Origin of the sequence: Streptomyces sp. P9(2023), assembly GCF_032436795.1 — a bacterium.
GTDB lineage: Bacteria > Actinomycetota > Actinomycetes > Streptomycetales > Streptomycetaceae > Streptomyces.
Genome location: NZ_JAUPWM010000060.1, coordinates 1 through 19,088, shown reverse-complemented (window position 1 = coordinate 19,088; position 19,088 = coordinate 1). Strand labels below are relative to the sequence as shown.

General features: G+C 70.5%; 17 protein-coding genes, 2 pseudogenes and 1 riboswitch. Of the genes and pseudogenes, 7 read left to right on the top strand and 12 right to left on the bottom strand.

The window, feature by feature from the left end:
* Positions 1–85: 85 nt before the first annotated feature.
* Positions 86–511 (top strand): annotated as a pseudogene (locus tag Q5762_RS35870) (DUF2218 domain-containing protein); the annotation flags it as partial.
* Positions 512–652: 141 nt separating this feature from the next.
* Here the strand turns inward: Q5762_RS35870 and Q5762_RS35865 are convergent.
* The 3 genes from Q5762_RS35865 to Q5762_RS35855 all read right to left on the bottom strand — a co-directional run bounded on the left by Q5762_RS35865 (position 653) and on the right by Q5762_RS35855 (position 4,396).
* On the bottom strand, positions 653–1,879 hold the full coding sequence (locus tag Q5762_RS35865) for a DUF1015 domain-containing protein (RefSeq protein WP_315896513.1): 1,227 nt from the start codon (positions 1,877–1,879) through the stop codon (positions 653–655).
* Between the two features lie 79 nt (positions 1,880–1,958).
* Positions 1,959–3,254 carry an MFS transporter gene (locus Q5762_RS35860; protein ID WP_315896512.1) on the bottom strand — a complete coding sequence of 432 codons (1,296 nt, stop codon included), beginning with the start codon at positions 3,252–3,254 and terminating at the stop codon, positions 1,959–1,961.
* On the bottom strand, positions 3,254–4,396 hold the full coding sequence (locus Q5762_RS35855; RefSeq protein ID WP_315896511.1) for a PLP-dependent cysteine synthase family protein: 1,143 nt from the start codon (positions 4,394–4,396) through the stop codon (positions 3,254–3,256). Before Q5762_RS35855 ends, Q5762_RS35860 begins: the two co-directional genes overlap by 1 nt.
* Positions 4,397–4,681: 285 nt before the next feature.
* On the opposite strand from Q5762_RS35855, the gene Q5762_RS35850 reads away from it, so the two are divergent.
* Entirely contained in the window at positions 4,682–4,843 is a 162-nt protein-coding gene (locus Q5762_RS35850) for a hypothetical protein (RefSeq protein WP_315896510.1), read from the top strand.
* 707 nt (positions 4,844–5,550) lie between these two features.
* Here Q5762_RS35850 and Q5762_RS35845 read toward each other — a convergent pair.
* From Q5762_RS35845 to murJ, 3 genes are read right to left on the bottom strand one after another with little or no spacing between them, the layout of a single operon-like run.
* Positions 5,551–6,375: a hypothetical protein gene (locus Q5762_RS35845; RefSeq protein ID WP_315896509.1), complete on the bottom strand. Its 825-nt coding sequence runs from the start codon at positions 6,373–6,375 to the stop codon at positions 5,551–5,553.
* A complete protein-coding gene (locus Q5762_RS35840; protein ID WP_315896508.1) occupies positions 6,368–6,943 on the bottom strand; it encodes a SigE family RNA polymerase sigma factor in 576 nt (191 codons plus the stop codon). The genes Q5762_RS35845 and Q5762_RS35840 overlap by 8 nt, the downstream gene beginning before the upstream one ends.
* Positions 6,940–8,640 (bottom strand): murein biosynthesis integral membrane protein MurJ, encoded by a 1,701-nt coding sequence (murJ, locus tag Q5762_RS35835; protein WP_399495462.1) that lies wholly within the window; start codon positions 8,638–8,640, stop codon positions 6,940–6,942. Before murJ ends, Q5762_RS35840 begins: the two co-directional genes overlap by 4 nt.
* Positions 8,641–8,786: 146 nt before the next feature.
* Here murJ and Q5762_RS35830 point away from each other — a divergent pair, with 146 nt between their 5' ends.
* The 3 genes from Q5762_RS35830 to Q5762_RS35820 all read left to right on the top strand — a co-directional run bounded on the left by Q5762_RS35830 (position 8,787) and on the right by Q5762_RS35820 (position 11,245).
* A complete protein-coding gene (locus Q5762_RS35830) occupies positions 8,787–9,965 on the top strand; it encodes a peptidoglycan bridge formation glycyltransferase FemA/FemB family protein (RefSeq protein WP_315896507.1) in 1,179 nt (392 codons plus the stop codon).
* Between the two features lie 60 nt (positions 9,966–10,025).
* Positions 10,026–10,208: riboswitch (cobalamin riboswitch) on the top strand.
* A gap of 37 nt (positions 10,209–10,245) precedes the next feature.
* Positions 10,246–10,458 carry a CbtB-domain containing protein gene (locus Q5762_RS35825; RefSeq protein ID WP_315896506.1) on the top strand — a complete coding sequence of 71 codons (213 nt, stop codon included), beginning with the start codon at positions 10,246–10,248 and terminating at the stop codon, positions 10,456–10,458.
* Positions 10,459–10,477: 19 nt separating this feature from the next.
* Positions 10,478–11,245 carry a CbtA family protein gene (locus tag Q5762_RS35820; RefSeq protein ID WP_315896505.1) on the top strand — a complete coding sequence of 256 codons (768 nt, stop codon included), beginning with the start codon at positions 10,478–10,480 and terminating at the stop codon, positions 11,243–11,245.
* 59 nt (positions 11,246–11,304) lie between these two features.
* On the opposite strand, the gene Q5762_RS35815 is transcribed toward Q5762_RS35820, so the two are convergent.
* Positions 11,305–12,345, bottom strand: coding sequence for an NlpC/P60 family protein (locus Q5762_RS35815; protein ID WP_315896504.1), 1,041 nt, complete (start codon positions 12,343–12,345; stop codon positions 11,305–11,307).
* Between the two features lie 256 nt (positions 12,346–12,601).
* Between Q5762_RS35815 and Q5762_RS35810 the strand changes: the two genes are divergently transcribed.
* Positions 12,602–13,186, top strand: coding sequence for a histidine phosphatase family protein (locus Q5762_RS35810; RefSeq protein ID WP_315896503.1), 585 nt, complete (start codon positions 12,602–12,604; stop codon positions 13,184–13,186).
* 27 nt (positions 13,187–13,213) lie between these two features.
* Here the strand turns inward: Q5762_RS35810 and Q5762_RS35805 are convergent, their stop codons facing one another.
* From Q5762_RS35805 to Q5762_RS35785, 5 genes are all read right to left on the bottom strand, one after another.
* Positions 13,214–14,005 (bottom strand): SGNH/GDSL hydrolase family protein, encoded by a 792-nt coding sequence (locus tag Q5762_RS35805; RefSeq protein WP_315896502.1) that lies wholly within the window; start codon positions 14,003–14,005, stop codon positions 13,214–13,216.
* Between the two features lie 274 nt (positions 14,006–14,279).
* Entirely contained in the window at positions 14,280–15,200 is a 921-nt protein-coding gene (locus Q5762_RS35800) for a F510_1955 family glycosylhydrolase (protein ID WP_315896501.1), read from the bottom strand.
* A 272-nt stretch (positions 15,201–15,472) separates the two neighbouring features.
* A complete protein-coding gene (locus Q5762_RS35795) occupies positions 15,473–17,749 on the bottom strand; it encodes a heavy metal translocating P-type ATPase (protein WP_315896500.1) in 2,277 nt (758 codons plus the stop codon).
* Between the two features lie 37 nt (positions 17,750–17,786).
* On the bottom strand, positions 17,787–18,005 hold the full coding sequence (locus Q5762_RS35790; protein ID WP_315896499.1) for a heavy-metal-associated domain-containing protein: 219 nt from the start codon (positions 18,003–18,005) through the stop codon (positions 17,787–17,789).
* Between the two features lie 204 nt (positions 18,006–18,209).
* On the bottom strand, positions 18,210–18,767 hold the full coding sequence (locus Q5762_RS35785) for a TetR/AcrR family transcriptional regulator (protein WP_315896498.1): 558 nt from the start codon (positions 18,765–18,767) through the stop codon (positions 18,210–18,212).
* 142 nt (positions 18,768–18,909) lie between these two features.
* Here Q5762_RS35785 and Q5762_RS35780 point away from each other — a divergent pair.
* A pseudogene (locus tag Q5762_RS35780) lies at positions 18,910–19,017 on the top strand (SAM-dependent methyltransferase); the annotation flags it as partial.
* Between the last annotated feature and the right edge of the window lie 71 nt (positions 19,018–19,088).

Sequence of the window (19,088 nt, the reverse complement as noted above, 5' to 3'; positions counted from 1 at the left end):
TTGGACATACGCAGCAACTCCATGCCCTCAACTATACAGGCACAACACTAGGGATAACTAATGAAGTTGATGAGCCTTTGTCCCAACCGACCGGGCCGGCCGTTACCTCGTCCAACTCTGCCGTCACGCCGACCAGATGAGCCGTACGCGCCATTGGCCGACCACGCGCCACGGCCGTGGTCGAAGGATGCCCGAGGTGGAGCACGTCGACTACTCCGAGACCCGCGGAATCGTCCGCTTCGCCCAGGGGCGGTGGACCCTTGGGGCCACCTCGGACACGCTGACCCTGCGTGTCGAGGCCGACGACGAGGACGCCCTGCGACGACTTCAGGAGGGCATCAGCGGGCGCTTGGAGAAGATCGGCCGACGCGACCGGCTGAAGGTGACCTGGCAGCCGCCCGGAGCGCCCGATGCGGCTCATCCGGGCTCGTCCGGCGGTGAACCGGCGCGGCCCCCGCGCCCGCAGCAGGAACCGGGGAACACCGAGGACGAGACGGGACGAGAGGCATGATGCGGCGCACGCACGGCCGTCGCACGACGGACACCCTTGTCCTGCGCGACAAGCAGCCGACTGACATCTGACGCGTTCCGTTCGAAGAACCGCTGCCGAGGGCACCTGCGGCCGGTTGCGCCCCCGACAGCTGCGCCCGTCCTACGGAGTGGGGAAGACCCGCATCACCATCCCGGCGGCCGGCTTGGGCCCGAACGAGGTCGATTTACGGGGGAGGAGTATGCCGTTCTCGGCGAGTTCCCGAATACCGTCCTCGGCGGGGGCGGGCAGGAGCACGGCGGTACCCGACCCGTGGGATGTCACGGCGGCCACAGCCCGGTCGGCGTCGTGCAGGTGGACGACCGCGCCGGGGAGGTCGGGTATGGACCAGCACTCGTTGATGAGGAGCTGGTCCGTGATGGCGGCCGGCTGCCCGTGCCACTCGGTCGGCAGCCCGGCCAGCGCTTCGGTCAACGCCGATGCCGCCGGTTCCGTCACGCTCCAGGCGCGTCCGTCGCCGACGAGCACCAGTTCGCCGGGCGGGGGGAGCCGGGGCCCGGACGGAAGGGGTCGGACGCGCGCGACGCCGGATGCCGCTCGTGCGGCCTTCTCCGCGTCCAGGCCCGGCAGGACGCGGTGGATCGCCTTCAGGCGCAGAGGTGTTGATGCCGAGTCGACGAGCAGGGCCAGGCTGCGCTGCCAGGGGAGGCCGTCGTGCCACCGGCTGAGCCGTCGGCAGGCCGCGAGGCGGTGGTGGCCGTCGGCGAGCAACGGGACCTGGCTTCCGCCCAGACCGGCGGTGAGGAGGGCCTGGTCGGCGGGGTCGGTGCACCGCCACAGGTAGTGCGTGATGCCGCCCAGATGGGCGCCTGCGACGCGTGGGTGTTCGGCCACCCACTCCGCGAGTAGGCGGCCGGTCCCCTCGGCGGAACGGTGGGTGAGCAGTAGCGGTTCCAACTGGGCTCGCAGGCCGGACATGTGGGCGGCGCGCTGCCGCACGACGTGCTCCTGTACGTCCTCGTGAGGGACGACGGGACCGGCGTGCGGGCCGGTGATGGCGAGCGCGCCGATGAGGCCGCGCTGGAGGAGCCGGGGGCCGAGCCGTTGCTCGTAGACGTAGAGGGAGGGCTCGGGGTCGCGGCGCAGGACGCCGCGCTCCAGCCAGCGTTGCAGCTGACCGGCAGCGTTCTGAGGATCGGGCCCGTAGAGGAGTCGGGCTATGTGGTGGGGCCGGGCGCGCTGTGCCCGGGCGTGGGCGGGGCTCATGTCGTCGTACGGGGGACTGAGTACGGCGGAGAGCTGGCCGGCCTGCGCCAGGTCGTATCGGACGGCGCGGAACGGAAGGATCCGTACGGTGGTACGCGCCTTCCGCGACGGGACGGTCGTCAAGGTTCTCTCCCGAAGGTGGGCACGGCGGCACGGGGGGCGGGCGCTTCGTGGGCGCCCGCCCCCTGCCGCTGGTGTCAGGTCAGACGGTCACAGGCTGCGGACGGGCCTCGGTCGGCGGCTCGGCGAGGCGGCCGGTGCGGTGCAGCCCGTAGAGGGCGGCGGTGCAGGCCAGACCGAGCGCGGTGAGCGCCAGCCAGGGGAGCGCGGAGAGCCCGGCCTTGCGGGCGGCGTCGAGTGCCGCTCCGGTCAGCAGGTTGCCGAGGGTGATGCCGACTCCGCAGATGGTGTTGTAGAGGCCGTAGTGGGTGGCCACCAGACGGTCGCCGGAGAGCCGGACGATGGTGTCCATCTCGAAGGGGTAGGCGATCATCGTGCCGATCGCCAGGAGCAGTGCCGCGAGCGTCGGCGGTATGGCGGCCAGCAGCCACAGGCCGACGCCTTCTCCCGGTACGGGAACCGCCGTGGCGGCGAGCAGGGGCACGAAGGCCACGCCCATCGTGAGCAGTCCCCAGGTGATGGCGCGTCCCGGCTCCATGCGGGCCTTGCACCAGGCCGTCACCTTGGTCTGGAAGAGGATCGTGCTGAGGCCGGACACGGCGAAGAGGACGGCGACAGCGGCCGTGCCGAACGTGCCCTCGCCGCCCAGTCGCCGTACCTCCAGGGGAAGTGCCAGGTACACCTGGAAGGACATGACGTACGAGCCGATCATGGCCACGGAGAAGAGCAGGAACGGGCGGTTGGCGAGGATGCCGCGCCACTCGGCGAGCACGCTCTGCCCGTCCTTCTCCTTCGGCTCCTTGGCCCGGCGGGCGGGTAGAGCACGGATCTGCACCACGCTCAGCACGGCGAAGGTGCCTGCTGCGACGAGGCAGGTGACGCGGAAGTCGACCCCGGTCAGCACCATGCCGACCAGTGGCCCGAGCAGGATGCCTGCCTGGTAGAAGACGTTGAAGAGAGCGAACGCCTCCACCCTGCGCTCACCTGAATCGGCGGCGAGGTAGGCGCGGGTGGCCGGGTTGAACAGCGCGCCTGCCAGGCCGGTCGCCGCGGAGGCGGCGATCAGCGCGGGCACGGAGTCGACCAGGCCCAGGGTCGCGAAGCCGACGGTGCGCAGGACGAGACCGGCGATGATCATCGGCTTGTAGCCGAGCCGGTCGGCGAGGGTGCCGCCGACCAGGAACATGCCCTGCTGGCTGAAGTTGCGTACGCCGAGGATCAGTCCGACCAGCCAGCCGGCGAGCCCGAGGGGGCCGGCCAGGTGGGCGGCGAGGTAGGGCATCAGCATGTAGAAGCCGAGGTTGATGGTGAACTGGTTCACCATCAACAGCCGCACGCTGCGGTCGTACGAACGGAACTGGGAGAGCGTGCCCTTCATCAGACCCGCTCCTCCGCGGCGTCCGTCAGGTCGGCGTCGTCGGTATCGACACCGGTCGGCTCCTCATCGGCGAGCGTGAGCGGGTCGACGACGTTTGTGCACCGGGTCCAGCGGGTGACCTCCTTCTCGTCCAGACGGCCGATGACCTCAGGCTCGGGCGCGGGCGGGTTGTCGAGGAGGCCGTGGGCGGCGCAGTAGTCGTCGTCGTACACGGTGCCGAGGTAGCGCTGCGGTCCGTCGGGGAAGACCGCCGCGATCCGCGTCTCCTTGGGGAGCGAGCGGGCCAGCCAGCCGGCGACCAGGGCGACGGCGCCGACGCTCCAGCCGCCCGTGGCGTAGTGGGAGGTGGCGAGCTGACGGCAGGTCCACACCGCCTCGCTCGGCGCCACCCAGTGCACCTCGTCGAACCGGTCGTACGCGACGTTGCGCGGGTAGATGCTGGATCCGAGCCCGCGCATCAGCCGCGGCCGGGCCGGCTGGCCGAAGATCGTCGAGCCGATGGTGTCGACCCCGACGAGGGTCACGTCGGGGTAGAGCTGGCGCAGGACGCGGGAGACGCCGGCCGAGTGCCCGCCGGTGCCCACGCTGCACACCAGGACGTCGATGTGGCGCATGTCCCGGGCGAGTTCGAGGGCGAGCGGGGTGTACGCGGTGGTGTTGTCGGGGTTGTTGTACTGGTCCGGGCACCAGGAGCCGGGGTGCTGTTCGAGGAGCTGGGCGACCCGGTCGCGGCGGGCCTGCTGCCAGCCGCCGGTGGGGTGAGGCTCGGAGACCACGTTGACCTGGGCTCCGTACGCGGTGAGCAGCCGGGTCATGGACATCTCCAGGCCCGGGTCGGTGACCAGGGTGACGGGGTGGCCGTACACCATGCCGGCGAGAGCGAGGCCGAGTCCGAGCGTGCCGCTGGTGGACTCGATGATGCGCGCGCCGGGGCGCAGGTCGCCGCGGGCGCGGGCCCGTTCGACCATGTGGAGCCCCGGGCGGTCCTTGATGCCGCCGGGGTTGAAGCCCTCCAGCTTGGCCCAGAAGCCGCGGCCCGCCGGGGCGAGCGGCTCCGAGACGTGGAGGAGAGGCGTGTTGCCCACCAGCCCGGACAGGGCGGAGCGGGTGGGGGGTGTGACGTCGGTGGTCGAGGAGTGCATGGTTCCGCTCTCAATTCGGTGTGCGTATCAGGTACTCGTTCGAGGGACGGCCGCGTTGTGTGCGGCCGGGAGCCGAACGGTCTAGATGCGCCACCGGCAGACGCGGATCTGCGTCGACCGACCGGAAATGGCTATGGGGGCAGCACCATCGGCCGTCGGTGGTAGCGGAGGTCCCAAGGTGTGCGGGCTGTCGTCGACGGAGGCGGCAAGTGCGCTGGAATCAGGCGTGTGCTGCGCCGTGACGAGGAGCTGAGGCGCGAGGCCCGGTGAAGAGCAGCCGGCCTGGTGGTCGTGGTGCTGATGCTGTGGGGCACGGTCGTCGGTGTGATCGAGGTCGAGACCGGCTGTGACGGCGGCTTTGTCGACCTGTTGGTGTGCGGCGTCGCCGAGGGGCGTGAAGCAGAGGGCTGCCGACAACAGGAGGGCGCCGACGATAGCGGCGAGTAAGGGGTTGCGGGGGCGGCGTGGCACAGTTCCTCCGGGCGGCAGTACCTCTGGGTCCCATGAAGGCAGGACGGAGCGGTATCCGCGACAGATCAAGGGTGTGAGGGTGATACGCGTCCCTTGTCCACGTCCGGGCGCGAGTGCGCGTGGCCGCAGGGAGCGAGACGCGGGGCGCTCTACACCTGAAGGACTGTCGAGGCTCTCGGGGCGGCCGCCGGCGCTGTGGTCGCCTCGCCTGCGGCGGCGTTGGTTCGGAGACAGGGCCCGGCAGAGCAGGGCGCATCGGGCTGTCGTGCGGAACACGGTGTATTGGGTGCCGGTGTTCCCTCCGGCGGCCTCGGCGAGCATTCGTGTGCCAGGTGCGCCGGACCGTGGTCGCCGGAGCTTCCCTCAATGCCGCGGGAAAGGCTGGTCATGGCGGGCGACGCGGCTACCGCGGCCCCGTCCACGTTCACTTCGTGCCCGGCCAGGAGGCCGAACAGGAGTGCGGCCAGGCCGAGTAGACGTCGCAGCCCCGCCAGGAAGCGGGAGTGCGGCGCACGCGAGCGCGACCGGGCTGTAATCACGCCGTTATCTTAACCACCTCTTCTGGGAGGTTCGGAATTCCATGCGAAACATGGCGTGAATAAGTCGTGGAGATGCTCGTCGGCGTCTAGTTTGGAGGGGTCAGTCAGGGTCTCTACTAAGAAACTAAGAAATAAATTTATGCCTCAACAATGTGCTTGTGGAGAGTTCTGCGTCGACCCCAGGCAGCGTTCGGTGCGTGGATCGGCGTGTGTCGGGTCCGCACTGTGCGCCGCGCCCAGTGCCAGCACGGCGACGCGGTGGTCCGACTGGACGAGCGTGACGCGTAGCGGCGCTCCCGAGCCGCCGGTCAAGGCGTAGTCGTACACCACCGGCGAGTCCGGGCCGTGGCCGTCCCCAGAAGTCCGGGATCCGTGCCATCCGCACCGCGTCAGTGCCTCGGCCGCCTCGCCGACGCTCCGCCGGGCCTCGGATTCGGTGGGGAAATCGACGATCCGGTGCTGAGCCGTGGCACGACCCCGGCCGCTGTACGTGCGGACGATCTGGTCCCTTGCACTCGATCCGGAGAACCAGACGAGGGCGCACGGGTGGGTGCCCTGGCTGGGCAGGGTCGCGGTCGCCCCGTCCCCGGTCATGACCGCCCGCCACCGGTACGTCGCGTTCCACGGCAGGGCCGCTGGTGAGAGGAGGGCTCTGGGTGCCAGCCCGTGATCCGCGCCGGGGGAGGGCAGGATTGAGGCCACTGCGACCAGTTGGCCGTTTGCCGGCCCGGGTTGCGCCGAGAGGCGTGCGTCCGTGGGGCCGGGTAGGAGCCACCAGCCGGTCGTGAGCGCCACGGCGACGGCGACGGCCCCCGCTCCCGCGCGACGGCGGGCGCGACGCCGGACCGCCCGCAGGTGTACGTCCGCGACTCCGCCGGCGGGGGCGACGAGGGGATCGACCTCGGCCGCGAACTCCTGGAGTCTCGAATCCAGTTCGCTGTCGAGATGCATGGACCAGTCGTCATTCATGGGGATACGCCTCCTGTCGAGGCCGGTACGGTGCGACTACCCGAGAGTGGCCGTGCGCTGGAGGTTCCGACGCGGCGGTGTCGGACAGATGGCTGTTGAGGATGCGCCGGGCGCGCATGAGGCGCGAGCGTACCGCCGTGCTGGTCGAACCGGTTTGCCGGGCCACCTCGTCCACGGGCAGGTCGACCAGATGATGCAGGACGACGGCGCGCCGCTGATCTGGAGAGAGGTGCCGGAGCGCCGCGACCAGGGCCACGTGGTCCGGGTCGAGACCGGGAACGTCCGCGGGCGGCCCGTGCCGGAAGTGCGCCTTGACTCGGTTACGGGCTCGACGCCACGAACTCACCGCCAGCCGCAGGGCCACAGTCCGCACCCAGGGGGTGGGATCTCCCTGCTCGGCCAGCTCGTTCCAGCGCGGCCAGGCTCGCGCGTACGCCTCCTGCACGGCGTCCTCCGCCTCGGCGATGTCGCCGGTGACCGCGTACACGACGACGACCATGCGCCGCACGCTTTCCGCGTAGAACCTCTCGAAGTCTCGCTCGACGGAGTCGTGCACCGAAGTGGTCACAGGCCGCCTCCTGGCCGTTCCGCACCGCGTCGGCCGCGGGCTCCCAGACGCCGCCGCAGCGGTGCCAGCAGGGCGTCCACCTCCGGCACGCCGAGCGGGCGGGCGAGCAGCAGCACGGACAGGCCGATGAACCCCGCGCCCGCCAGCAACGCGGCTCCGTCGACGAGCGGGCCGTCGCCGAGCACCCTGACGCTCAGCCGGTCGACGGCGAGCGCCGCTCCGGCACCCGGCACGCACGCGCCCGCGAGCCGCACGTGCGTGCCTAGCGCGCCCTCGAAGCCCTGCCCCAGGCGGCGTCGTAGCACCGTTGCCGTGCACGCGAGGCCGATCGTGCACGCGATGGCGTACGCGCCGGCGATCCCGACCACGGCCCAGCGTGCTGGCAGCAGTCCGTACGCGGCCAGCGACAGACCTGCATTGAGACCGGCGATCACGAGGGTGAGGAAGAAGGGCGTACGGGTGTCCCCCAGGGCGTAGAAGCCCCGGGCGAGTACGTACTGCGCGGAGAACGCCGCGAGGCCCGGCGCGAACGCGGCGAGGACCCATCCGATCGCCTGCGCGTCGGCCTCGGTGACCTGTCCGTACTGGTAGGCGACGCCGGTGAGGCGAGGGGCGAGGAGCAGGAAGACGGCGGCGGCGGGGATGATCGCCACCGCCGTGGTCTTGAGGCAGCGGGCGAGCTCCGCGCCGATCCGGCCGGGGTCGCCGTTGACGGCCGCGCGACTCATCACGGGCAGCAGGGCCGTGACCAGGGAGACCGTGATGATGCCCTGCGGGACGACCCACAGCTGGTACGCGCTGCTGTACGCCGTGTACCCGACACCCGCCGCGATGCCCTCGGCGTCCGCCCTCACGCCGGCCGTCGTCGTGAGCAGGGTCACCACCCAGTACGCGACCTGGTTCACGAGCACGAGCAGCAGCGTCCACACTGCGGCCCGCACCGGCCGGCCCAGGCCCGCGCGCCGCCAGTCGAACCGCAGGCGCCACCGGAATCCCGCCGACCGCAGGGCGGGCAGCAGGGCCAGGGCCTGTACCGCGATCCCCGCCGTACTGCCGAGGCCGAGGAGCAGCAGCTGCCCGTCCGTGACCTCGCCCGCTCCGGTCGCCGTCGCGGCCACCACGAGGTAGATCCCGAAGACGGTGATCACGACGACGTTGTTGAGGACCGGCGTCCACATCATCGCGCCGAGCCGGCCCCGGGCGTTGAGCACCTGACCGAGCACGGTGAAGGCGCCGTAGAAGAGGATCTGCGGCAGGCAGTAGCGGGCCAGGGTCACCGTGAGATCGCGCTGGGCGCCGCTGTAGTCCGTGTACGCGGTGACGATCCAGGGCGCCGCGAGCACGGCCACAGCGGTGATCACGGTGATCGCGACCAGACAGAGGGTGATGAGCCGGTCGGTGTACGCGACCCCGCCGTCCTCGTGCTCTTTCGCGGCCCGCACCAGCTCGGGTACGAAGACCGAGTTGAGCGCCCCGCCCATGAGCAGGATGTAGACGATGTTCGGCACCGTGTTGGCGACGTTGTAGGCGTCCGCGAGCAGGGCCGTCCCCAGGGCCGCGACGACCACCGCGCTCCGTACGAAACCCGTGATCCGGGAGACGAGCGAGCCGAGCATCATCGACGCCTTGCCCCGCCCACTGCCCACGTCCGCCTTCCGGGCATCGACATCGGCTCCCGCCGGCCTTGTCCCCGTCACGCCGCACCTGCCGGCAAGCCGGTTCCGCGGATCTCGGCGAAGTCGTCTGCCACATTCCAGTGCCGCCGGGCGTGCATGAGACAGGCGGGGGTATCCCGCCGCCCTCCCGAAGGGGGCGCAAGGACCAGAACGAGGAGACCTTCGACATGGCTGTCGCCGAGGTGCAGATGACCCACCGTGCCGGTGCCCTGGAGACCGTGCCCACGACCCCTGAGCAGCACCTGGCCTTCCTCGACTCCCTCTCGGGACGTGTGCGGGGCGAGCAGGTCAGCTTCCTCCAGCTTCCCTCCTGGAGCGCTGTCAAGGAGGGGTGGCGGGCCGAGTGGATCGGCTGGTTCGACGGGACGGGACGCCAGCGTGCCGCCGCCCAGGTGCTGTACCGGCAGCTGCCGGGCACGCGGCGGTACTTCGCCTACATCCCGGAAGGGCCGGTGCTGGACTGGGCTGACCCGGCGCTGATGGACGTCCTGCAGCTGCTTCTCGACCACCTGCGGGCAGCCGGGGCCTTCGCCGTACGCATGGGGCCGCCCCTGGCGTACCGCCGGTGGAGCGCCGAGATGCTCAAGGCGGCCGTGGGCCCGGGGCGCCGGGTCGGCGACGTGCTGCCGGACGTCGTCGAGCCGGTCGGGGCTGCCGTCGCGGACCGGCTGCGGGCGGCCGGCTGGCGGCGCTGCGGCGAGGAGGGCGGTGCGGGCGACGCCCAGCCGCGCCACCTGTTCGAGCTGCCCCTTGCCGGTCGGAGCACGGACGACCTGTGGGCCGGCTTCAACCAGGAGTGGCGGCGCAACATCAAGAAGGCGAAGACGGCCGGGGTGGAGACCTACCTCGGCACCGCCGAGGACCTGCCCGCCTTCTACGACCTGCTGCAGGTCACCGAGCGGCGTGACGGCTTCCGCCTCGGACGTTCTCTCCCCTATTTCCAACGGCAGCATCGGGAGCTCAACGCGGAGGAGAACGGGCGTGTGCGGCTCTATCTCGCACGCCACGACGGCGAGGTGCTCGCCGCCCACACCATGATTGTGGCGGGCCGGCGTGCCTGGTACCAGACGGGGGCCTCCGCCGACCACCGCCGCGAGGTCAGGCCGAGCAACGCCCTGCAGTGGCGACTGATCCGCGACGCGCACTCCCTTGGCGCGGCCGTGTATGACATGCGGGGCGTACCGGACACCCTCGATCCTGCGGAGCGGTCCTTCGGGCTGATGCGCTGGAAGCTCGGCACCGGAGGGGAAGTGGTGGAGACCCTCGGTGAGTGGGAGCTGCCCCTGCAGGGGGCGGTGAACAAGACCCTGCACCGGGCCATGCAGGCGTACCTGTCGCGCCGCTGAGGCCACCCCGGGGGCGTGTGGATCGGTCATGGGTGAACCTTAATCGATACTTCTAAGTCATTTAGAAGCTTGGTTGTGGGTTCAGGTGCCTTCCGCTACCTTGACCAGGACAAGTCAATCGATGGGCAGCGGAAGCCGGTGGGAATCCGGCACGGTCGCGCCACTGTGTGCTCGGCGGCACCCGCTCATCTCCTGAGCGGTGCGGTCCGGCAAGTCAGACTCGCCCCCGTCGAGCGAGCTCCATCCGACCGGGACGCGTGTTCCCACTGGAGGTCCTGCCATGGCCCAGGCCACCGCTCAGCCGAGCGTCGCCGCCCCCGCCGCACTGCCCGTCAAGGCGATCCTGCCCTGGGCCGTCTTCTTCGGGGCCCTGATGCTGCTCGCGCTCTTCTTCGTCGGCGCCGAGCAGGGTGCCACCGCCATCTTCGCCGGTGAGGGCGTCCATGAATGGGTGCATGACGGCCGCCACCTCCTCGGCTTCCCCTGCCACTGAGACGGGGGACGCGAACATCATGAACTCCGCAACTGTCGGAAAGCTTCTCGCGCGCGGCATGGTGGCCGGCCTCGTGGCCGGTCTCCTCGCCCTGGTCGTCGCCTACTTCCTCGGCGAGCCGCCGACCGAGGCCGGCATCGCCTACGAGGCGGCGCACAGCCAGGAGGAGGGCGGGGCTGAGCTGGTCAGCCGCGCGGCCCAGTCCACCACCGGTCTCGCGACCGGCGTCCTCGTCTACGGCGTCGGCCTCGGCGGCATCGCCGCGCTGGCGTACTGCTTCGCCCTGGGCCGGATCGGCGCTTTCGGGCCCCGCGCCACCGCGGCGCTGCTGTCCCTCGGCGGGCTGCTCGCCTTCTACGTCGTGCCGTTCCTCAAGTACCCGGCCAACCCGCCTGCGGTCAGCGACCCGGCCACGATCAGCCAGCGCGCCACCCTGTACCTCCTCATGGTGGTCCTCAGCGTGCTGCTCGCCGTCTCCGCCGTGATCCTCGGCAAGCGGCTCGCGCCCCGTCTGGGCAACGGGAACGCGTCGGTTGCGGCAGGGGCGTTCTTCGTCCTCGCCGTCGGGCTCGCGTATGCCTTCCTGCCCGCGGTCAATGAGATGCCCAAGGACTTCCCGGCCGCTGTCGTCTGGCAGTTCAGGATCTCGGCACTCGCGATCCAGGCCACGCTGTGGGCCGGATTCGGCCTCGTCTTCGGCGTCCTGGCGGAGCGGCTGCTGCAGCCGCGCGAGTCCGGCGAGCGTATCGGGGCCGTGGAGTCGGGGGCGGCGGTCGTGCCCTCGTGATGCCCGTCCACACGTGAGGGGGCGCCGGTCTCGGACCGGCGCCCCCTCTGCTGTGTACGTCAGCCGATGCGCACACCCCACATGAAGGGCATGCCACTGCGGGCGATCGACTCGTACCGCACCTGAGCGCCGGGCTTGGGTGAGTGGAGGATCTGGCCGTTCCCCGCGTAGAAGCCGACGTGGCTGAGGTCGCTGCGCATGATGATCAGGTCGCCGGGCTTCAGGGCGCTGAGGGAGTTGAAACGCGTCCCGACGCCGGCCTGCGCCTGGGAGGTGCGGGGTATCGTCACACCGGCCTGGCGGAACGCCCACGAGGTGAGGCCGGAGCAGTCGAACGAGGTCGGGCCGCTCGCGCCCCAGACGTACGGCATGCCGACCCGGCTCTTGGCGGCGGCAAACGCCGCGGCGGCACGCTCGGAGGCACTCGCCTCATTGCCCAGCTCGACGCGTGAGCTCGCCCGGTTGGCCCGGTCCTCCTCTTCCGCGATCCGGGCCCGCTCCTTCGCCGAGAGGGTGTTGAGCAGGCGCTGGGCCTCGCGCAGCTTGCCCTGGATCTCGGTCTTCCGCTTCCCCAGTTCCTTCTGCACGGAGCCGAGGTCGCGCAGCTTCTCGGACGCTTCGCCGCGCTGCTGCTGGAGGACCCGCTGCTCGGAGAGGAACTGCTGCAGTACGGCTGCCTGCCGGTCGCCGGCCCGGTCCAGCGCGGTCGCCTTCTCAAGGTACGTGTCGGGATCCTCGGAGAGGAAGAGCTGGAGGGCCGGGTCCAGGCCGCCCGAACGGTACTGGCCGGCGGCCACCGTGCCGATCTTGTCGCGGAGTTCGTTCAGCTCGCCCTGCTTGCGGGCCGCCGTGTCCTGGAGGGCGTCCACCTGCTTCTTGAGAGCGTCGGCCTTCTCCTTGGCCCCGTTGTACTTCTCGGTCGCCTGGGTCGCCTGCTCGTAGAGGCGGTCAACCTGCGCCTGGACGCCCTTTTTGTTCGGGTCGGGCAGGGGATCGGCCGAAGCGGGTTGGGTGGACAGGGCCACGGCCGCCGCGGCGGTGGCGGTGATGACGCCGGTGTAGCGCGGATTGGACTGCTTCGGGCGGCGGTGGGAGGCCACGGCGGAGCTCCTTCTTCCTCGACCGCCGACGGGCTGGGCGTACAGCGGTCACGGCGGCGTCTCCGTCGCCGCCCCGGATGCGCGAGCGGCTGCGCGAAGACTCACGAATACTAAGCTGCTTAGAGACTTAGGCTCAACGAAGGTCCTTGCAGAGAGATGTGAGGGACGCCACAACGTGTGCACGTGGGCGCGGAAATCCTTACGTCGTGGGCGTCTTACGATCATCCGGTTTCAGTGCACAACGAAGGGAACGCTCGTGACCGTCCGACTCACGCTGTTGTGCGCCCCTGCCGCAGCGGAGCGCGATGTGCGATTCGGAGAGGCGCCGCTGGACGAACGGGCGCTACGGCAGGCCGGGGAGGTGGCGGCCCTTCTGCCGCGAGCCTCACTGCACTACTCGGCACCGTCGGATCGGTGCGAGAACACCGTGCGTGCCTTGCGATGGGACGTGGTGACCGTCGAGCTGGCCCTTCGCGACATGAACATGGGCAGGTGGGCAGGACGGACCCTCGGCGAGGTGGCCGAGCGGGAGGGCGACGGGCTCGCCGCCTGGATGTCCGACCCCGAAGCGGCACCGCATGGTGGCGAGTCCGTGTCACAGGTCTGCGACCGGGTCGCCGTCTGGCTCGACGGATTGCCTACTGATGCCGGGCGGGTACTGGCCGTCGCGGACCAGTCGGTGGTGCGCGCGGCGGTCGTCAGTGCGTTGGGTACGCCGCGGGCGCTGTTCTGGCGGATCGATGTGCCGCCCCTGGCGGCAGTGCATCTCACCGGGCGGAACGGCCGCTGGAACTTGCGGTTGGGGGCGCTGTCTGCCGTGCCGGACTGGGAAGAGAGCTGACCTCGAGCGACACCAGGACGCGGGAGGCTACAGAGGCAGCAGTTCCGGCCGCTTCGGCTCCAGGACCTCGTCGGAGGCCCTGCCGAGCAGGTGCTGGCCGAGCCAGGGCAGGAAGTGCTCCTTGGCCCAACGAAGGTCTTCCAGCCTCTGAGACTGTCGTACGCGCGCCTGGAGTGTGTGGGGCGCGGGCGCGCTTCGCATCGGGCGTAGCCCCAGAACGTCGGCGGCTCGTAGGGCTACCTGCCGGTGCCCTTCGGACGACAGGTGCAGTCGGTCATCGCTCCACGCGAGGGGATGCTGGAGGGCCTTCATCGACCAGAGGTCGACGATCAGGCAGCCTTGCCGGTCCGCGATGGCGTGGATGTGCGCGGTGTAGGTGGCGATCTTTCCGCGTAGCCGGCGCAGTACGGGCGTGTTCCGGGGGTCGAAACCGGTGAACACGAGCACCGTCCTCGCGCTGCCGCCGAGCTCGACGACCGCCTCCTCGAACCGCTCTGCGATGCGGTCCACGGAACTGCCCAGCCGTAAAATGTCGTTGCCGCCGGCGCAGAAGCTCACCAGGTCCGGCGTCAGTTCGGCCACCTGCGGCACCTGCTCCTCGACGATCTCGTCGATGCCTCGGCCACGAACGGCAAGATTGGCGTAGTGGAAGGGCGCTGGCGAGCGGCTGGCCAGCAGATCGGCGAGGCGATCGGCCCACCCCAGGAGAGCGCCGTCGGGCGTCTCGTCGCCGAGCCCCTCCGTGAAGCTGTCCCCCAGAGCTACGAACGAGCTGATGGGAACGCCGCCCCTGCCAACCGTGCTCCGCCTCTCCAGCATTCTGCCTCGCCCTCCCCTGGACACCCGATCCTGTCGCGACCCAACAAGCCGTAGGACCGGGCGAGCACCGTGAGGTACGCCGGGCGGGCGGGGGATGTGCCGCTCGTCGGTACCTACATCTCAGGGGCATCGCCCGGTCCTGGCCATTGAGGCTCGATCCGTGGCAGCGGATCAGAGCCGCGAGAAGCATCCTGACGGTGGCACGTAGCACTCGACAAGCGCATTCGATTGCGGCAACACGCGATGGCGTGATCACGCCAGCATGCCGCCCTCGTCAGTGGTGACTGCCGCTTGCCACAGAGAGGCGCTTGGTGAAGGACTTCCCCGCGTCCTGGGACTCGTAGATCCCGTCCTGGGTGGCCGCGAGGATGTGCCGCTCGTCGACGGCGGTCAGGGCCTGGGGTTGTCCTCCGGGCACGGTTGCCGTCTTCGTCCAGGTGGTTCCGCCGTCCGAGCTGATGCTCAGGGCACCGGTGAAGTCGACGCCGAACAGGGAATCTGGGGATGCCCAGGAGAGGAACTCCATTCCTGTCCCCTGGCCGGGGCCGAAGGTTGCGCCGCCGTCGGTGCTGCGCGCGACGCCCTCCGCCGTGGTAGCGACGAGCCGGCTCGGGTCGGCGGGGTTCACCGCGAAGTCGAGGGCCTGCAGGCGGGCGCGGTCCTGCCAGTTCGTGCCGTCCTTGCTGACGCGCAGCAGGCCGCCCGTGCTGTCGTACCCGTAAGTGGTGCCCTTGGCGTGGTCCAGGCTGTGGAAGTCCGCCTCGCCCTTGAGTGAAGCAGTCCTCCAGGACTTTCCGGCTTCGGTGCTCTTGATCAATCCGTGGTTGCCCGGCTGGTCACTGCCGGGGGCCGGGTGACCGCTGGCCAGGAAGGTCTTGGCGCCGGTCACGGTGAAGCCCATGAAGTCGTCCCTGCTCTCTCCCACCAGCTGCGGGCTGCCCTTGTCATCCGCGGTGTAGATCCCCTCGTGGGTGGCCACGTAGAGCCGGCCGTCTCCCGGGTCGATTCCGAGTCCGTGGATGTGACTGTGCAGCGCGGCCTGCGGCTCCTTGCCCTCGGCAGTGGCGCCATCGGTGGGGCTGCCCTCGCCGCATGCGGCGAGCAGGACGGTTCCGGCTGCGATGGTGCCCGCCGCGAGAAGAGCGCGGGTGCCCTTTCGCCGGGAAGGAGTCGAGGAGGGGACATCGTGCTTCACCTCGTGCTTTGGTGGGTCGGTTGTATGGCGCAGTTGCCAGCGGCTGCGGGCGACGCCTGGCTGAGGGCTGGCAGCCGGGCGGTCTGGCCTTCAACGCGCGGGGCGCGGGCCGCCCCCGACAGTCAACCGTGCCCCGCCTACGGGCGGCCGAGCGGGGTGCCAGGCGAGGCCGGACGAACGCGTCTCGGCGGGCGGCGGCTGGCGTGAGGGGGCGACGGGGCACGCAAGAGGGGCGGACCCTGGCCGGGGCCGCCCCTCAGTGCCGGTTCGCCCTACTTGTCGATGGGCTGGAAGCCGCGGAGGCGGAGGCTGTTGCCGACGACGAAGACCGAGGAGAAGGCCATGGCCGCGCCCGCGATCATCGGGTTGAGCAGTCCGGCCGCGGCGAGCGGCAGGGCCGCAACGTTGTAGGCGAAGGCCCAGAACAGGTTCGAGCGGATCGTGCCGAGCGTCTTGCGGGAGAGCCGGATGGCGTCGGCGGCGGCCCGCAGGTCCCCTCGTACGAGGGTCAGGTCGCCGGCCTCGATGGCGGCGTCCGTGCCCGTGCCCATCGCCAGGCCCAGGTCGGCCTGGGCGAGCGCGGCGGCGTCGTTCACGCCGTCGCCGACCATGGCGACCGAACGCCCCTCGCCCTGAAGGCGCTTGACGACGTCCACCTTGTCCTGCGGCATGACCTCGGCGATGACCTCGTCGATGCCGACCTCGGCGGCGACGGACTCGGCCACGGCCTTGTTGTCACCGGTCAGCAGGATCGGGGTCAGGCCGAGCGCGCGCAGCCGCCGGATGGCTTCGGGGCTGGTCTCCTTGATGGCGTCGGCGACCTCCAGGACCGCGCGGGCCTTGCCGTCCCAGGCGACCGCGATGGCCGTCTTGCCGGCCTTCTCGGCCTCGTCCTTCGCGGACTTCAGCGGCTGCGGCAGCTCCATGGCCCACTCTTCGAGGAGCTTCTCGCGGCCGACGAGGACGGCGTGGCCCTCGACGACGCCCTGCACGCCGAGACCGGGAACGTTGGCGAAGTCCTCAGGGGTGGGGAGCGTACCGACCTTGGCCGCGGCGCCGGTGGCGACGGCCTGCGCGATCGGGTGCTCGGAGGAGTGCTCCAGGGCGCCCGCGAGCCGCAGTACGTCCGTCTCGTCCGTGCCGACGGCGGTGTGGACCTTGATGAGCGTCATCCGGCCGGTGGTGACCGTGCCGGTCTTGTCGAGCACGATGGTGTCGACCTTGCGGGTGGTCTCCAGGACCTCGGGGCCCTTGATCAGGATGCCGAGCTGCGCGCCGCGTCCGGTGCCGACCATGAGGGCCGTCGGGGTGGCGAGGCCCAGGGCGCAGGGGCAGGCGATGATCAGGACGGCGACGGCGGCGGTGAAGGCGGCCGTCAGACCGGAGCCCGAGCCGAGCCAGAAGCCGAGGGTGCCGAGCGCGAGCGCGATGACGACGGGGACGAAGACGGCGGAGATCTTGTCGGCGAGGCGCTGCGCGGCGGCCTTGCCGTTCTGCGCGTCCTCGACGAGCTTGGCCATCCGGGCGAGCTGGGTGTCGGAGCCGACGCGGGTGGCCTCGACGACGAGCCGGCCGCCGGCGTTCAGGGTGGCGCCGGTGACGGAGTCGCCGGTGGAGACCTCGACCGGGACGGACTCGCCGGTGAGCATGGAGGCGTCGACGGCGGACGAGCCCTCGACGACGGTGCCGTCGGTGGCGATCTTCTCGCCGGGGCGGACCAGGAAGCGGTCCCCGACGGCGAGTTCGGCCGTCGGTACGGTGACCTCGCGGCCGCCCCGCAGGACGGTGACCTCCTTGGCGCCCAGCCGCATCAGCGCCTTGAGCGCGGCGCCCGCCTTGCGCTTCGAGCGGGCCTCGAAGTAGCGGCCGGCCAGGATGAAGGCGGTGACACCGGCCGCGGCCTCCAGGTAGATGTTCCCGGCGCCGTCACTGCGGGCGATGGTGAACTCGAACGGGTGGGTCATACCCGGCGTACCGGCCGTACCGAAGAACAGCGCCCACAGCGACCAGAGGAACGCGGCGATCGTGCCGACCGAGATCAGCGTGTCCATCGTCGCCGCGCCGTGCTTGGCGTTCGTCCAGGCGGCCCGGTGGAACGGCCAGGCGGCGTAGACGACGACCGGCGCGGCGAGCGTGAGGCTCAGCCACTGCCAGTACTCGATCTGCAGCGCCGGGACCATCGCCATCGCGATGACGGGCACGGCGAGCGCCACGGCGGTGACCAGCCGCTGCTTGAGGGGGCGCAGCTCCTCGTCGGCCTTCTCCTCGTCGGACAGTCCGCCGTCCTCGCCGCCGCTGCTTCCGGCCGGGCGCTCGGGCTGCGGCTCGGCGGCGGTGTAGCCGGTGGCCTCGACGGTGGCGATGAGGTCGGCGATGTCGATGTCGGCGCCGAAGGTGACCTTCGCCTTCTCGGTGGCGTAGTTGACGGTGGCCTCGACCCCGTCCATGCGGTTGAGCTTCTTCTCGATGCGGGCCGCGCACGAGGCGCAGGTCATGCCGCCGATGGCGAGCTCGACCTGGGCGGTCCCAGCCGTCGTTGGGGTGCTCATGACTTCTGCTCCTCGTTCGCTGGTGTTCGTGCTGGGGTCAGGCGCGGCCGCGGTAGTCGTAGCCGGCGTCCTCGACCGTCTCCTCGACGACCGTGTCGTCGATGGCGGCGGAGCTGTGGACGGTGACGAGACCGGTGCCGATCGTGATGTCGATGGCCTCGACCCCCTCGATCCCGCCGAGCGCCTCAGTGACGACCCCCTTGCAGTGGGCGCTGTTGACGCCGTCGACCTTGTAGGTGGTGGTGTACGCGGACATGAAACCCCTCCCGAAATCCTCAATACCCCCCAGGGGTATTTAGCTGCATCATGTATACCCCACCGTTCGCTGGCCACGCAAGGGGCGGGGGTGGGAATTGCATACCCCTAGGGGGTATCTCCATCAGGGGAAACGGCTCGCGGCCGCACCCGAGGGGGTCGATGATGGCGTGTGATCGATCCCCTCGACCGGGCCCCTACGGGTTCAGGGGATGGTCACGGACGTCAGTGATCTCTGGCTTGGGTCGCTAGCTTGCAAGGGCGGTGACGAGCCGTTGGACGGCCGGGCCGCCGTACCCGCGTCGACCCGGCTGGGCACCCGGCCGAGTTCCTGCTCCGCCCGGAGGTAGCCGGCGACGGCCTCCTCGATCGCCGTGAAGCCGGGCGCGCCGGCCTGGAATGCCTCGCGGATGCGGAGCGCGGCGACAGGCCGGGCCATGGCAAGGCCCGACAGGGCGGGGCCGCCGGCGTCGAACAGTGCGAGGACGACGGAGTCCAGGTTCCCGGTCAGCGTGCCCTGTCCGACGAGCCCGGTCAGGGTGCCGGCCCCCTCGGCGGTGCGCGCAAACCGGTCGAGGATGAGCTCGGCCACGAACTCGTCGAAGCCCGCGAAGTGTGTGTGCAGCAGCCCCTTGGCGCAGCCAGCCTCTGTGGTGACGCCACGGCTGGTGAGCGCGCCCGGCCCGTCCCTCTCGACGACACGCTCGGCGGCTGCGAACAGGCGCTCGCGTACGTTCGGGGTCGCCACTCCGCGCGGTGACATGAGCCTGCCCGCCCTCTCTGTCGTCCTCCGTCGCCTCTCTGACCTGGATCGTATTGCCATTGCCAGTATGGGCATGCGCCCATACTGTGGTGCAGGCAAGTTTGGGCGCTCGCCCATTCCTATTCGTTCTTGAGGAGACTCCGTGTCGGAGATCGTCAACACTGAACAGGCGGAAGCGTGGAACGGCCCCGAAGGCACCCACTGGGCCCGACATCAGGACCGCTGGAACGCCATCAACGAGGGTTTCAACGTGATCTAGCAAGGAATCCCGGCCCTTTAGGGCTCGGGAGGAATTGCTTCTCTGGACTGCTCTAACGCCCG